This is a genomic window from Salicibibacter cibarius, from assembly GCF_016495725.1.
Taxonomy (GTDB): domain Bacteria; phylum Bacillota; class Bacilli; order Bacillales; family Marinococcaceae; genus Salicibibacter; species Salicibibacter cibarius.
Genome location: NZ_CP054705.1, coordinates 3774700 through 3788315, shown reverse-complemented (window position 1 = coordinate 3788315; position 13616 = coordinate 3774700). Strand labels below are relative to the sequence as shown.

At 45.1% G+C, this 13616-nt stretch carries 16 protein-coding genes; 7 read left to right on the top strand and 9 right to left on the bottom strand.

The window, feature by feature from the left end; genetic code table 11:
* Positions 1–17: 17 nt before the first annotated feature.
* Positions 18–269 carry a hypothetical protein gene (locus HUG15_RS19105; protein ID WP_200124822.1) on the top strand — a complete coding sequence of 84 codons (252 nt, stop codon included), beginning with the start codon at positions 18–20 and terminating at the stop codon, positions 267–269.
* A 28-nt stretch (positions 270–297) separates the two neighbouring features.
* On the top strand, positions 298–777 hold the full coding sequence (locus tag HUG15_RS19100) for a FixH family protein (RefSeq protein WP_200124820.1): 480 nt from the start codon (positions 298–300) through the stop codon (positions 775–777).
* A 50-nt stretch (positions 778–827) separates the two neighbouring features.
* Here HUG15_RS19100 and HUG15_RS19095 read toward each other — a convergent pair whose 3' ends face one another.
* Positions 828–1802 (bottom strand): siderophore ABC transporter substrate-binding protein, encoded by a 975-nt coding sequence (locus tag HUG15_RS19095; protein ID WP_200124818.1) that lies wholly within the window; start codon positions 1800–1802, stop codon positions 828–830.
* A 193-nt stretch (positions 1803–1995) separates the two neighbouring features.
* Between HUG15_RS19095 and ant(9) the strand changes: the two genes are divergently transcribed.
* Positions 1996–2784 carry an aminoglycoside nucleotidyltransferase ANT(9) gene (gene ant(9) / locus HUG15_RS19090; RefSeq protein WP_200124816.1) on the top strand — a complete coding sequence of 263 codons (789 nt, stop codon included), beginning with the start codon at positions 1996–1998 and terminating at the stop codon, positions 2782–2784.
* A gap of 509 nt (positions 2785–3293) precedes the next feature.
* Here ant(9) and htpX read toward each other — a convergent pair.
* The 6 genes from htpX to HUG15_RS19060 all read right to left on the bottom strand — a co-directional run bounded on the left by htpX (position 3294) and on the right by HUG15_RS19060 (position 9568).
* Positions 3294–4208 carry a protease HtpX gene (gene htpX, locus HUG15_RS19085; RefSeq protein ID WP_200124814.1) on the bottom strand — a complete coding sequence of 305 codons (915 nt, stop codon included), beginning with the start codon at positions 4206–4208 and terminating at the stop codon, positions 3294–3296.
* Between the two features lie 180 nt (positions 4209–4388).
* Entirely contained in the window at positions 4389–4667 is a 279-nt protein-coding gene (locus HUG15_RS19080; protein ID WP_246516409.1) for an RNA-guided endonuclease InsQ/TnpB family protein, read from the bottom strand.
* Positions 4668–4727: 60 nt separating this feature from the next.
* A complete protein-coding gene (locus HUG15_RS19075) occupies positions 4728–4826 on the bottom strand; it encodes a hypothetical protein (RefSeq protein ID WP_200124810.1) in 99 nt (32 codons plus the stop codon).
* A 247-nt stretch (positions 4827–5073) separates the two neighbouring features.
* Positions 5074–6876 carry a group II intron reverse transcriptase/maturase gene (gene ltrA / locus HUG15_RS19070; protein WP_200124808.1) on the bottom strand — a complete coding sequence of 601 codons (1803 nt, stop codon included), beginning with the start codon at positions 6874–6876 and terminating at the stop codon, positions 5074–5076.
* Between the two features lie 670 nt (positions 6877–7546).
* On the bottom strand, positions 7547–7819 hold the full coding sequence (locus HUG15_RS22750) for a hypothetical protein (protein WP_211202268.1): 273 nt from the start codon (positions 7817–7819) through the stop codon (positions 7547–7549).
* Positions 7820–8236: 417 nt separating this feature from the next.
* Positions 8237–9568, bottom strand: coding sequence for a sodium-dependent transporter (locus tag HUG15_RS19060; protein ID WP_200124804.1), 1332 nt, complete (start codon positions 9566–9568; stop codon positions 8237–8239).
* A 171-nt stretch (positions 9569–9739) separates the two neighbouring features.
* On the opposite strand from HUG15_RS19060, the gene yugI reads away from it, so the two are divergent.
* Positions 9740–10147 (top strand): S1 domain-containing post-transcriptional regulator GSP13, encoded by a 408-nt coding sequence (gene yugI, locus HUG15_RS19055; protein ID WP_200124802.1) that lies wholly within the window; start codon positions 9740–9742, stop codon positions 10145–10147.
* 65 nt (positions 10148–10212) lie between these two features.
* Here the strand turns inward: yugI and HUG15_RS19050 are convergent, their stop codons facing one another.
* Complete coding sequence (locus HUG15_RS19050; protein WP_200124800.1) at positions 10213–10440, bottom strand: DUF378 domain-containing protein; 228 nt, start codon at positions 10438–10440, stop codon at positions 10213–10215.
* Between the two features lie 181 nt (positions 10441–10621).
* Between HUG15_RS19050 and HUG15_RS19045 the strand changes: the two genes are divergently transcribed.
* The 3 genes from HUG15_RS19045 (at position 10622) to HUG15_RS19035 (ending at position 12793) form a co-directional block, all read left to right on the top strand.
* Positions 10622–11974: a glucose-6-phosphate isomerase gene (locus tag HUG15_RS19045; protein WP_200124798.1), complete on the top strand. Its 1353-nt coding sequence runs from the start codon at positions 10622–10624 to the stop codon at positions 11972–11974.
* A 224-nt stretch (positions 11975–12198) separates the two neighbouring features.
* Positions 12199–12600, top strand: a complete 402-nt coding sequence (locus tag HUG15_RS19040) for a YugN family protein (protein ID WP_200124796.1) — start codon at positions 12199–12201, stop codon at positions 12598–12600.
* A 37-nt stretch (positions 12601–12637) separates the two neighbouring features.
* On the top strand, positions 12638–12793 hold the full coding sequence (locus HUG15_RS19035; protein ID WP_200124794.1) for a hypothetical protein: 156 nt from the start codon (positions 12638–12640) through the stop codon (positions 12791–12793).
* A gap of 30 nt (positions 12794–12823) precedes the next feature.
* On the opposite strand, the gene HUG15_RS19030 is transcribed toward HUG15_RS19035, so the two are convergent.
* The gene (locus tag HUG15_RS19030; RefSeq protein ID WP_246516408.1) at positions 12824–13615 is read right to left on the bottom strand and encodes a M15 family metallopeptidase; all 792 of its coding nucleotides are present in this window, start codon (positions 13613–13615) and stop codon (positions 12824–12826) included.
* Position 13616 lies beyond the last annotated feature (1 nt).

Here is a 13616-nt window from a genome sequence, read left to right as displayed (position 1 = left end):
AAAGGAAAATCATTGGAATGGTACCTATTTCAATCGAAAAGTTTGTAAAAATGCATTGCGAGACGAACCCTGACGAAGAACCAAAGCAGTTAAGAGAGAATCTTAAAGAAGCAGTTGCAGACAAGAAAGCCGGAGCGACATGCTTTAACTGCGAGCAGGAAATCTGGGCAATTGGCAGCGCGATTGTTTATAATGGATGTTTTACGTGCTTAACAGGGGATGCGGATTCCTCTGAAGACTACGAGATCGATGATGTTTGTTGGTCATGATTAATTTTTAAAGGAGAGTTTTTCCTATATGAAAATGAAAATGCTTGGTTGTGGACTCTTTTCTGTTTTCCTTGTCGCTTGTGGGGCTGAGGGAGATCAAGCGGAAGGGGATCCGGGTTCTACGGAAGCGATCGACGTGGAAGTGACAATGCCTGAAGAAATGGACACAGGTGAGCACATGTTAGAGACACAAGTGACGCAAGAAGATGAGGCGGTTACGGATGCGGACGAAGTCGTTTTTGAAGTCTGGGAAGATGGAAGCAAAGAAGACAGTGATATGATCGAACAAGAAGCGGAAAATGATGGGGTCTACAGTGCCGAGTACACGTTTGAAGAGGATGGCATTTATCTTGTACAACCCCATGTGACGGCAAGAGGTATGCATTCGATGCCTGTCCATCATATCATCGTCGGAGACGTAGATCAGGAAGACATAGACGCGTTCGATGAAGACGCCATTGATCTCGAAAGTGATTTCATGGACGATCACGACCATGATGATCACTAATCGGGAATAAGAAAGGATCCCGATTGTAACGAGGGATCCTTTCTTATTACCTATGATTCTTCAAAAGCCTCTTCAACTTCGTCGATCATATGATTCGTGGATTCTAACCCGCCATAGCTTAGATACCAGTAATCACCGGTCATTTGGGTGATTTTATCATTTTGAGCAGCAGTAGTTGATTCGACGAGTTCATTATTAAGGATTTCATTTAGGCTTGCTTCTTCGTCGCTTCCGACGGTTGCGCCACGATCCAAGACGAACAGATTATCCGGGTCAACATCCGCAATGTATTCAAAGGATACATTTTCCCCATGCGTTTCTGAATCAATTTCTTCATCCGCCGGAGTGACTTCAAGTGCATCATGGATAATGCCAAAACGGGAGCCTGCACCATAAGCACTTGCCGAACCATCATCTACAGAAAGAATTAAACCGTCTTCGTCAGCTTCATTCACCTGGTCACTAACTTCGGAAACTCTTGTTTGTACTTCGTCCAATTGATTTTCTGCTTCATCTTCAGCGTCAAAAATTTCCCCTAATGTTGTAACGTTTTCTTCTAATGATCCCATAAAGTCCCCGTCATCAATATCCATATAAACAGTTGGGGCAATTTCGCTCAGTTCTTCATAATTGTCGGAGGCACGCCCGGAAATAAAAATGACATCCGGTTGCATTTCATTAATCAATTCAAAGTTAGGTTCAAAAAGATCGCCTACATCTTCGTATTCATCGCTTTCAAACTCTGACAAATATTCCGGGACACTTCCTGCTTTGGGAATGCCGCTAATATTGCCTCCTAGCTCCCGAATGGAGTCTGTTACGCCGTTATCAAAGGACACAACGGTTTCCGGGTTTACAGGCACATTCGCTTCTCCCAAATCATGCTCAATGGTGATTTCTTCCGTTTCCGATGATGGATTCTCTTCATCACCTGTCGCTTCATCGTTATTTTCCCCGCCGCACGCGGCAAGTGCAGCAGTCATTGACATACCGATAAGTATTCCAAATAGTTGCTTTTTCCCCATGTTTTATAAGCTCCTTTATTATGTATTACGTTCTCAATAATCAATAATGAAAATCATTATCAATTAACTTGAAACCATTATAAGCATTGCTATCGCTTTTGTCAATCACAATTGAGAGTCTTTTTCAATTATAACGGAAAAATTCACTTCTGTTATATGCTAAACTGGCAGAGATCAAAGGAGTGTGGCGTTGGTGACCGATTTGATTAACGAAAAAATACCGAAGGAAGCGATGGGAGCACTAAAAATTGTCGAGGCGTTGTTTGGCAGTTCGATCATAGGAATCTATCTATTTGGCTCGGCAGTAAAAGGTGGCCTGCGTATGAACAGCGATGTCGATGTTTTCGTAGTTGTTAACCAAGGGTTATCTGAAATAATCCGAAGAAAACTAATAGACCGATTAATGCTTGTATCCGGGAAGATAGGAAATGCAGAATTTATACGGCCACTTGAAGTTACGGTTGTAAATCATAAATCAATTGTTCCTTGGCATTATCCTCCGAAAAATGAATTTATTTATGGGGAGTGGCTCAGGGAAGAGTTTGAAAAAGGAAAAATCCAGGAGCCAACGTATGACCCTGATTTGGCTATTGTTTTGGCACAGGTGAGAAAGAATAGCGTTTCTCTGCTTGGTCCCTGTGCATCAGAAATACTTGATCCTGTACCGCTGACAGATATTCGAAAAGCGATCATGGAGTCGTTGCCCGAATTGTTGGAGGGAATGAAAGGGGATGAACGTAACGTCATTTTGACACTCGCCCGCATGTGGCAGACAGTGGCGGTTGGTGAAATCTCTCCAAAAGATGTGGCTGCAGATTGGGCGATCCCACGGTTATCTATAGAATACGCGACGTTACTTAACGTAGCCAGAAAAGCCTATCGAGGAGAGTATGTGGATAATTGGGAAGGGTTGGACGCCGAGGTCACAGCATTCGTTAATCATATGGCCTATTTCATCAAAAAGGAGATGGATGAAAAGTGAAACAAAACAAATAAGATAACCCCGGTTTCTTTTCTGCATACGAGCAAATATCCCGATCCGGTAAAAAGATTGAAAGTGCGGGAGAGTGGCTTTCATCCCTTGTTCCTCTCAGGGCAGCTGGCCCTCCGTTTGAGGGATTACTTTTCATCCTTTGTTCCTCTAGGATAACTCGACCTTCGTCAGAGGGATTACTCAGCTCCATTTGTTCCTCTCGGAGCAACACAATCCCCGTTCAAGGGATTACTTTGCACTTCCGAGCACTGCGTGTCCTCACGCATCGGATAGACTAAGTGTCTGAAGCGGCTAACTGGCCATAGGAGACCCTGGTTCCATTAGATTCCCAGTCTTGACGGCTACTCCCGGACAGTTTCACTGTTGTACGCTTGCTGCAAACCCGTTGATTGATAGACTGCCAGTTAGTTGTCATTGCGTTGACCCAAAAAAGGAAAGCGAATCGGAATAGCAATAATGAAAAAGCAGCGATTCACATCGCTGCTTTTTCATTATATTCACGATTGCTCCAAACGATCAATGCGATCCTGTAGGTCCGGGTGGGTGGAAAATAACTGTGCGAACCCGCGTTTTCCATTGATTTTCATCGTTTGCAGTGCTGAATCGTCCGTATGATCATCCACTTGTGCACGATTTGCATAGTTTTGCAGCGAACGCAGTGCATGGGTCATTTTATCTTTTCCTGCAAAATCGGCTCCGCCCCGGTCCGCGTGGTATTCCCGGTGGCGGGAATACGCGTTAACGACAAGGCTGCCGAGGATGGAGAAGAGGATTTGCAAAATGATGATGGCAGCAATCTGCACGATAAATTGTAGCTCAGGGCGCACAAACCGCGATAAGATAATCGCTGCTACCCGTGATAAAAAGACGACAAATGTGTTGACGATCCCTTGCAACAACGTCATCGTCACCATATCCCCGTTGTCCACATGGGCAATCTCATGGGCGATGACTCCCTCTACGGCATTTTCATCCATTTCTTGCAATAATCCGGTGGATACTGCAATGAGTGACCGCTTTTTCGTAGGACCGGTTGCGAAGGCGTTCACTTCCTTCGATTGATAAACCCCCACCTCGGGCATATGAACAAGCCCTGCGGCGCCCGCCATTCGATGTACTTTTTCAACGATGGCACGTTCCGCCTGGTTTAAGTTTTTTTCAGGATCCAAAACTTTTATGCGCATCATTTTCTTCGCGACCCAACGAGAAATAGCCAAGGAGAATAACGCGCCCCCGAACCCGAGCAATAAACTGAAAATTAACAAGGAGAGGACATTAATGCCCAATACCCCGTCGCTGGATTGAAAGGAGCCATCGATAGTCGTAAACGTTGTAATCAACGACCAAACGATGGCCACCGTTGTCAAAACGAGAATGTTCGTTAAAATAAAAAGTCCGATTCTTTTCCCCACTGTCTTATGACACCTCCGTTTATTTCTTCACCTCCTATTATAGCATGCGTGAACCTCTCCGCCTAAATCAAAGATTTTATGAAGCTTCCCTATTCACGGACGATGGCTTTGTACTATGTGAACCGGGTCTTACATCATCTCTCAGGGCTTTGTTTTATATTGTTCGGACAGGACCTTGCCCTACAGTCGAAACCTTTTATTTATACAGTTGGACACAATATTGATGGCAGCATTATGGTCGCGGTCTAAAACGGTGCCGCATGACTGGCATACGTGCGCGCGAACGGACAGGGCCATTTTCACACGCTCCCCGCAGCTGGAACAGTTTTGACTGGTATAATGGGGTTTAATTCTTACAAATGAGCCACCATTATTTTTACACTTGTAGTCAAGTTTTTGACAAAAAGCACCCCAACCAGCGTCATGAACCGATTTTGCCAAATGGCGGTTTTCCACCATATTTTGGATCTTCAAGTCTTCTACAAAAACGAATTTATACGTTTTCGAAAGCTGATAACTTCACTTATGAAGAAAATCACGTCGTTGGTTTGCCACTTTTATGTGCAGCTGCTGTACGTTTTGAAGCTGTTTCTTCCAGTTATTTGAGCCTTGCTTCATGCGGGAAAGTTTCTTTTGTGCTCGTTTCAATTTTTTTCTGCCTTCAGAAGGAATCTCGGATTTTTGACGTTGGTTCCATCCGATAGCACGGCAAACTTATAAATCCCAACATCAGTCAGCAATAGGTAAGCCTTTGACGTGATCTCTAGCTTTTCCCCTGCTCCACACGGAGCGTGCAAGTTTCCCCGCACTCCGCGTTCCATCTAACGAAATATACTGGATCATAAGTTCCTCGTTACTTCTGTGATTAGGATTGCTCGATGCTTCGTAATCTACATTGTTCTCGATACCTGTTGATCTTTTCTAATTGCAATGCGTTGATTTTATATTGACGAAGAAGGATTCGCACCTTTTCATCATCCGTATGATGGATGAGACGGTGTACATCCTTATGAACAATTCGCAAGTTATGAAATTGATCGGTTCCACCCAGCTGCCTTGGAATGTAATGATGGCAATGAACTTCCGAGGCGGGCAACTCCATGCCTGTAATCTCGCATTTCCCCATTTTCATGCTGTATCGGCTGATTCGATTATCCAAATATTCGACACTTCGATGAGGAATCGTTGCTTTCATCAGCACCCCGATCTCTCGCCCTAAATCTGGACGTAACCGTTTGTGAATCTTTTCCCTACCTTTCTTCGTGTAAGGGGTAACGGTTGGCGTAAAACCCATCGCATGGACGGTTTTTACATCGGCAAGGGGAAATAAATACACGCCACAAATTTTGAACGTTTTAAAGCTTTGTTTATAGAGCTTTTTATACGTGGGTGGCGGATTATTAGGGTGTTCATATTTTCCTACAGGTCCGAGACGATTGTAGATGTACGGTTGAAGATCGTAGGCAAGACGCGAGAACTCTAGATTTACTTTTGTGGCTCGTTTAAAGTATTGATGCAGTCCAGAAACAAAACTATTGAAGAGGAGTGCGTTGAGTGCAGATGGGGAAGATCTTATTCTTCGAATAAGCTTTTTCGCTTCTTGTTTGATCTTCTGCTTTTTCACTGCTTTGATCCCTGTATGCGCAACTCTCTTTTTGCCCTTTTTATTCGCACGGATGGTGAACCCGAGAAATTCCGATTCCTTTTTCCTCAGATTCACAATTTGGGATTTCTCTGGCGATATATCCAGTTTCAAACGGTCTTTGAGGTATAGGCGAACCGCATGATACCATTTCTGAGCTGTTTCCCCATCTTTACAGAGGATTTTAAAGTCATCTGCATAACGGATAAGGTAACCTTCTTTGAGTCGGGTGCGTTTCTTGGCATTTCTTTCGCCTTCTTTGGATTGATAGGGTTTTGATAACGGGAAGAACTCCCATTGATCGGCGACCCATTGGTCTAAATCATTCAACACGACATTTGAAAGTAACGTTGACAACAATCCACCTTGCGGCACGCCACGAACTGGAGTTCCCTCTCCGTCGATCTCAGCTTTTAGCATTTTCGAGATGCATGCCATCACTTTGCGATCTTGTATGCCCATATTCCACAATTGCTTGATCAGTAGTGTGTGATTGATATTGTCAAAGAAACTTTTGATATCAATGTCTACCACAAAGTGGAAGTGTGCCTGATTAATCAAAAATTGGATTCTTGCCATGGCATGATGAGCAGACCGAAGTGGGCGAAATCCATAGCTGTGATTGTAAAATTGTGCTTCCGCAATCGGTTCCAGCACTTGTTTAAAACATTGCTGGATAATACGATCAAGTATACATGGAATGCCCAGTGGTCGCCATTTCCCGTTATCTTTTTCAATCCACTTCCTTCGTACTTTCTTTGGGCAGTAGTTTTTGAGTTTGCTTCCGACTTCAGCGATTAAATCTTCTTCCGACCACGATTTTAAATCGGCAATGGTTTTCCCGTCGGTTCCCGATGTCTTTGAACCTTTGTTGGATTTGATGGTCCGATAGGCTAAAAGGATATTTTCCCGTGATGTGATGACATCATAGAGACGAGAAAAGCTTTGGCGTTCGATGGACTTTTCATACAAATCCGTGAATATTTCCGTCATATCGTAGTAATCCCAATAACGTAAAGCTTGCATTGTGGCATCCTCTCTAAAGAGTGATGTTCCCACGTTCTTACCCGATCGATGCAATGCACATTTGGAAAATGATCGTTCCATTCGCTAGACTTGGGGCTGTTCCTCCCCTCCCATTACAGGAGTTTCATTGGTCATGCCCCTACCCTCGCAAGGATCAATGCCTTTCGACATCAAGTCTTATAGCAAACGTTTCGGATGACAGTCCTTGTTTCAACGTTCCTTGTTTTCCAAGTCCCTTACAACCTAGCTATCCTTTCTGAACGTAGGTGTTCCCTTTAAGCCTGTGAGCGAGATACCGCCATTGTTCGGTATAGCGTGTTTCAGAAGGCGCAGTTTTACTCCACGCTACTCACGCCATCGTTGGATGGCCTATAGGTTTCCCTATAGTTCCACTATAGACCTGTACATTCGGTTGTTCGTCAGTTTCCCTCCACGGAAACCATTCTCACCATATCCAGTTTTTCAGCCGTCCGGCATATCCGTTGGCATACCTTCCTCGTAAGGTGGCTCTAGCCTTCGTTCTGCCGACTCTACCTGTCTTCAAACCCCATGACCTGTCTGTCATGACGCATGCAGGAGTATTGGCGGGATGGTTTCGGGAAACATGGCTCCGTCATTCCCATCCTCGGTTGTAACGTTAGGATTCATAGAGAATCCCCTGTATTTCACGCTAAAAAGTGTTTATAACAAAACTTGTCGAGCGACGCCTGTTGATTGAACGGAAAAGTCTTTCGACGCTGAAGATCGCGAACCAACGATGACCCTGGCGTTTGATCGTGACTTGTTTCACCTTTCCTTCTAATGGGCGATGAAAATTGACATACACGGCCCCGAGCTTTGAAAAAAGGAGATGATTGTTCTCGTCTAACGAAGCAGCATAACGCACATCCCGTACGTTGTTTTTTACCTTTCGTTTTTCCACCCCAAACTGTGTAAATGTCATTGACGTATAATCCTTGTGCTGCTTGATTTTTGGGTAACGGGCACGCTCTTCGAAAAAGTTCTTGTACGCTTTCTCCAGACGGGAAGAATACTTCTTGCAAAGGTTGCGACGGCATCGTTTTAAGAAGGGCGACTGTTTGTTTGTCCAAACGAGCGGAATTGTACTGGTGACGACAAATAGACAGCCAACGATCCATGGTTTGCCTCTATTTTTCGGTTGGAAACATTTCGTATTTATCATTCATGCGTACCAACATTTATCGTCACTTTCCGAACGTGTGATTCACTTCGATTATCCCAAACTTATGTTTTTTATTAAGGTCTTTTTTCCTCTTTTTCTAATAAAAAAAAGCCGATTCATCCCCACTAAATCAAAGATTTTGAAGGGGACTCCTCGGCAAAACGGTTAAATGGACCTTTAAATCATAGAAATAAAAACAACCACAATCGCAATCGGTACAACATAGCGAATTGCAAAGAACCAAGTGTTAAACAACCCCGTTCCTCTGTTGCTTCCGCGCAGCAATTCTTCCTGCAAATCTTCTTTACGCATTCTCCAAGCAACAAACAGCGAAATGAACAATGCGCCGGTAGGCAGTAAAATATTGCTGACGAGGTAATCGACTTGATTAAAAAAGATGTCGCCAAACACGTTCCAATCGGCCAGAACGCCAAAGGATAGGTTTGAAGGAACCCCCATTGCGAAAATGAGCAAACCGACAATCCACGTCATTTTGACACGTTTTTGTTCTTTGCCGCGAACCAACGGTTTGACGATGATTTCCACGAGTGAAAATGCTGACGTCAACGTCGCGAACAGCATGAGAATCATAAAAAGCGTGAAAAAGAGGGCCCCGAAGGTCATCTCACCGAAGACCGCCGGTAAAATCGTAAAGATAAGCTCAGGTCCTTCGTCCGGTTGCAAGTCAAATGCAAATACGCCTGGAAAAATCGCGAGTCCTGCCATAAACGCAGTGAGAATCGTCAGCAAAACGACCGACCAGGCAGATCGCGGCAGGTTTTCATTTTTTCCTAAGTAAGAACTGTATGTAACCATAACAGAAACACCGAGGCTAAGGGAAAAGAACGCTTGCCCAAGGGCTGTCAGCAGCGTTTCGCCGGTTACGGCCGATAAGTCAGGCTGCAAGAAGAAAACAACACCTTCCCAAGCGCCATCAAGCGTCAGGGAACGAACGACGAGTACGGCAAAAAGAATAAACAAAGCTGGCATCATGTACACGCTTGCTTTTTCAATTCCTTTGCGAATTCCTTTTTGAACGACGAGAATCGTCATAATCATAAAAGCAAGGTGGGCTGCTCCCACTTCCCAAGGGTTCGCGGTAATCGTTTCGAATAGCGCGTTGTAATCACCGCCTGGCGGATTGGTCACTTGACCGCCGAAACTTCGCACCAGGTAGGCGAGGATCCAACCTCCAACGACGCTATAAAAAGATAAAAGCAAGAAAGCGGCAATCATCCCCAAAACCCCAACCAGTTGCCATTGGCCTTTGGGAGCAATGCGTTTGTAGGCGTGAATCGCCCCTTCCTGTGTATGCCGCCCGATGACAAATTCAGCGAGCAATAAAGCCGTTCCCATCGTTAATAAAAGCACGAGAAAAATAAGGAAGAAAGCACCGCCTCCCTCTGTGCCGGCGACATAGGGAAGACGCCAAACGGTTCCTAACCCGATGGCTGATCCGGCGGCAGCCAAAATAAATCCAATCCGTGATGTCCATTGATCAGAGGCCATTCTTTATGAACAGCTCCTTTCCGAGTGTTAAAAAAAGCAGTTATGTACACATTATTTTGGGGAAGATTGGTTGTCAAGCATCGTCATCTCCAGATCTTGAACTTTTCTTTGCCTGAAAGGTGCAACATGTGGTATGATTTATGCGTTAATAAATGTTTAGGGGATGTTCGAATGTCTGTAGCAGAGTATGAAGTTGGAAACATTGTGGAAGGCAAGGTGACGGGTGTTAAACCGTTCGGCGCATTCGTTGCGCTTGATGATAAAAACCAGGGACTTGTTCATATTTCCGAAGTGGCCCACGGCTACGTGAAAGATATTAATGATGTGCTTTCTGTCGGTGAAGAAGTGAAAGTGAAAGTGAAGTCCGTAGATGCTGAATCCGGCAAGATTTCCCTGTCCATTCGTGCCACCCAACCCGCGCCGGAAGGCGGCGACAGTCGACGCGGCGGCGGATCACGTGGACCGAAGAAACAAGAAAGCAAAAATCAAGGATTCAACACATTGGAAGATAAACTTAAAGATTGGTTGAAAGAGTCCAATGAAATTCACGCTGATCTGAACAAACGTGCCCGTAAATAATGTTTCCAGCAAAAAAATAAATGAGACCCGGACATTTGCAGCGTCCGGGTTTTTTCATGGCTGATTCATCTTTGTGGCTCGGGACTTGGTTGTGTTTGTTCTTGAGGAATAAAAAGAAGGGAAATACAATAGAGACCTGCGAGACCGACAATGGCGTAGATGACCCGTGCAAACACGGCGCCTTGGCCGCCGAAAATCGCAGCAATCAAGTCAAAGCCGAAGAATCCGATCAGCCCCCAGTTGACCGCGCCTATAATTGCTATAATAAGAGCCGTGCGTTGTAAGCCGCTCATTCCTTCACCTCCCTAACATGGTAGGAAAGAAAGTATAAATCAACTCTCTTGCCTACATAAGTGTAACTAAGGCTTTCGCCATAAAAGCTTGGCGAAAAGCCAAGTTTTCTAATACCTGTAGGTAGTATGAGGGAGAAATGTTTAGATTATGTATGAGGAGATAAAAGAGGGAGGATTTTTTATGTCGTCACCTGTGTCGCTGAATTTGAATTATGTCGCTTTGTTTGTGGCTGATCATGAATGGGAGCAGTTGCACCCGGCGGTTTCCCACGCCCACCATCTTTTACATGCAGGAACCGGGAAGGGAGCGGGTTTGCTTGGTTGGATGGATTTACCTGACAAAGAGGAAATCTCCCGTATTGAAAAATCAGCCGCGCGGATCCGTAAAGATGCAGATGTGTTTATTGTCATCGGCATCGGTGGTTCATCTCTGGGAGCAAAAGCCGTGATATCGGGGTTATGCCACGCTTTTCATTCTTCTTTGCATCCGCAGAAGAAAAACGGTCCGGATGTTTTTTTTCTCGGGGAGCATTTCGGTTCCGACTATACAAATGAACTTCTTGAAGCGCTGGAAGGAAAAAGTGTTTACGTAAACGTCATTTCCAAGTCGGGAACGACGACAGAACCTGCGATTGCGTTCCGCATCGTGAAAACATGGATGGAGCATACATACGGAGAAGAAGAAGCAAAAAAACGCATCATCGCCACGACCGATCGGGAAAAAGGTGCTTTAAAAACGATGGCAAACGCGGAAGGGTATGAAACGTTCGTCGTCCCGGACGATGTTGGCGGGCGATACTCCGTCCTTACACCTGTGGGATTGTTTCCGATTGCCGCGGCCGGCATCTCTATCCGGGATCTGATCGCGGGTGCGGAGGAAGCACGCCGTGATTACACCGATGAGCGTTTAAGTCATAATCAGGCTTATCAATATGCAGCTTTTCGAAACCTGATGTATCAAAAAGGAAAACAGATTGAATTGTTGTCTACTTATGAACCGAAACTTACGGATTTCAGTGAATGGTGGAAACAGCTATACGGGGAAAGTGAAGGGAAAGACGGCAAGGGACTTTTCCCTGCATCGGCGGTTTTTACGACCGACCTTCATTCGATGGGCCAATACATTCAGGATGGGCGTCGCCATTTATTTGAGACCGTTTTATTCGTTAGGAAAAGCCGGAATGAAATACAAATTCCCCAATCCGCCAGTGATGAAGATGGGCTTGATTTTCTTGCCGGAGAGCGTTTGGATGCCATCAATCAAAAAGCATTTCAAGCGACGATGTTGGCACATACGGATGGAGCAGTGCCGAATGTTTTCCTTGAAATGAATGAGCTGAACGTTTTTTCCCTGGGTGCATTGATTTATTTTTTTGAAAAGGCTTGCGCTTTAAGTGGCTATTTGCTTGGGGTCAATCCGTTTGATCAACCGGGGGTGGAAAGCTATAAGCAGAATATGTATGCTCTTTTGGGAAAATCCGGTCATGAACAACGCCGCACCGAGTTGGAAGAACGTCTGAACGAATGGCAATAGCCAAAAAAATTGGTGGAAACTGCCTCTCCTATGATTTGTATGAAACCCGTATTTAGAGGGATAGTAACGAAAGATGTGGCGATTCCGGAAGACCCAGAAATCCTGAAAAAATCCTTTTCTGACCTCTGAAATAATGGGGACTGCAACTAACAATCAGAGGAAAAATCCTCTGATGGAAGTTTAATTTACAATTCTTCGAATTGCTTCATAGGAGGCCGGTGGATATGTTAGAACTGCGATCACAAATCAATGGTTTGGAAATGCCCTTGAAGGAATTGGAACAAAGGTTAGGGCCCCTCGGCTTTATGATTGGAGGCGGATGGGAATACGATCACGCGTACATGGAATATCAAATCGCCGATGACAACGGCTATCAATTTTTACGCATCCCATTTTCAGCGACGGTTGGTGAAATCGGGAGCGGGGACGCAACGGTTGTGTTGGGGACACCATTTATTTTGTCCCACCGGTATCAAACAGGACTTGACCATGAGGGGATCACGGCGTACAGTGCACTATGGAACCAATTTTCGTCACCGGAAGAAAAAGATGCCTACGTTGATCAGGTGTACGTTCGCGAGGGGGTTATGCTTGTTCGGGAATTGGAACAGGTGTTGGCAACATAACGTGTAACGGTTTTACGTTTAGAAATGGGAGGGGAACATGCAAGCCATTTGGTTTGGGCTTGCCATCTTCGTCGGATGGCTCATTATCGATTGGTCCAAAGAGAAGCGCGTTAACAGTGAACAAGTGCTTAATTCCGTCGTTGCCGGTGTGATCGGAGCGGTAGGCTGGGCATTGATGGAATGGATTTTTTAAAGGGTGTTCCCCTGTTTAGGGGAACACCCTTTATATTTTACCGGCGTGCTCGAAAAATTCTTCGAGCGTAATGTCATTTTCATAAATGAGTTCTGCCGCTTCCTCGCCGACATATCGGAGATGCCAGGGTTCATAGGAAATATCTGTTATCTCTTCCCCGTCTTCCGGGTAACGGATGATAAATCCGTGTTCATGGGCATGTTCGGCAACCCATGCTCCTTCCTCCGTTTCGGCAAATGAAGTGTTTAGTTCAAAATCATTGCTTTCGCTGGAAATGTCCATGGCCAATCCGGTTTGGTGTTCGCTGTTACCTGGAGTGGCAACCGTTTCGCTTGCTTCTTCTTCGCTCGTTTCGGCTGCTGCATTTGCAAAAACGGCATCTTGTCGTTCATAGGAACGAAAGCCGGATACGGCGAAAAGATCATGCCCGTCATCTGCCGCCGCATCAAATAAATCTTCCAGTGCATCTGCCGCCGGTTCCCGTAAATACCGTTTTTCTACGTCCTCATCAAAAGAGAAGGCCACATCGGGAATGACAAGATCGTCAGGCTCATAGCCTTCCGGCAAGGCGTAATCATGATTCACGAGCACTTGAACATTATCCGGATTCTGAATGGTTTCCACCCCTTCCACCGTTTCGGTCTCATTGAATCGTTCTTCTTCGATAACCCATGGATCATCGTTATCTTCTTCCTTATTTTCGCTGTTTGTGTTTTCTTCTTTGGCGGAATGATCCGTTTGCTGGTTTTCTTGCGTTTCTTGGCAAGCGCTTAACAGAAGGATCAAAGTTGTGACAAGAAGTGTCATTCTCCTTTGCTTCAAG

What these genes read in the sequence shown, in the direction of transcription:
- HUG15_RS19105 (WP_200124822.1), top strand. Translation starts at nt 18, where the DNA reads ATGGTACCTATTTCAATCGAAAAGTTTGTAAAAATGCATTGCGAGACG.
- HUG15_RS19100 (WP_200124820.1), top strand. Translation starts at nt 298, where the DNA reads ATGAAAATGAAAATGCTTGGTTGTGGACTCTTTTCTGTTTTCCTTGTC.
- HUG15_RS19095 (WP_200124818.1), bottom strand. Translation starts at nt 1,802, where the DNA reads ATGGGGAAAAAGCAACTATTTGGAATACTTATCGGTATGTCAATGACT.
- HUG15_RS19080 (WP_246516409.1), bottom strand. Translation starts at nt 4,667, where the DNA reads ATGGTGGAAAACCGCCATTTGGCAAAATCGGTTCATGACGCTGGTTGG.
- HUG15_RS19075 (WP_200124810.1), bottom strand. Translation starts at nt 4,826, where the DNA reads ATGAAGCAAGGCTCAAATAACTGGAAGAAACAGCTTCAAAACGTACAG.
- ltrA (WP_200124808.1), bottom strand. Translation starts at nt 6,876, where the DNA reads ATGCAAGCTTTACGTTATTGGGATTACTACGATATGACGGAAATATTC.
- HUG15_RS22750 (WP_211202268.1), bottom strand. Translation starts at nt 7,819, where the DNA reads ATGACATTTACACAGTTTGGGGTGGAAAAACGAAAGGTAAAAAACAAC.
- HUG15_RS19060 (WP_200124804.1), bottom strand. Translation starts at nt 9,568, where the DNA reads ATGGCCTCTGATCAATGGACATCACGGATTGGATTTATTTTGGCTGCC.
- yugI (WP_200124802.1), top strand. Translation starts at nt 9,740, where the DNA reads ATGTCTGTAGCAGAGTATGAAGTTGGAAACATTGTGGAAGGCAAGGTG.
- HUG15_RS19050 (WP_200124800.1), bottom strand. Translation starts at nt 10,440, where the DNA reads ATGAGCGGCTTACAACGCACGGCTCTTATTATAGCAATTATAGGCGCG.
- HUG15_RS19045 (WP_200124798.1), top strand. Translation starts at nt 10,622, where the DNA reads ATGTCGTCACCTGTGTCGCTGAATTTGAATTATGTCGCTTTGTTTGTG.
- HUG15_RS19040 (WP_200124796.1), top strand. Translation starts at nt 12,199, where the DNA reads ATGTTAGAACTGCGATCACAAATCAATGGTTTGGAAATGCCCTTGAAG.
- HUG15_RS19035 (WP_200124794.1), top strand. Translation starts at nt 12,638, where the DNA reads ATGCAAGCCATTTGGTTTGGGCTTGCCATCTTCGTCGGATGGCTCATT.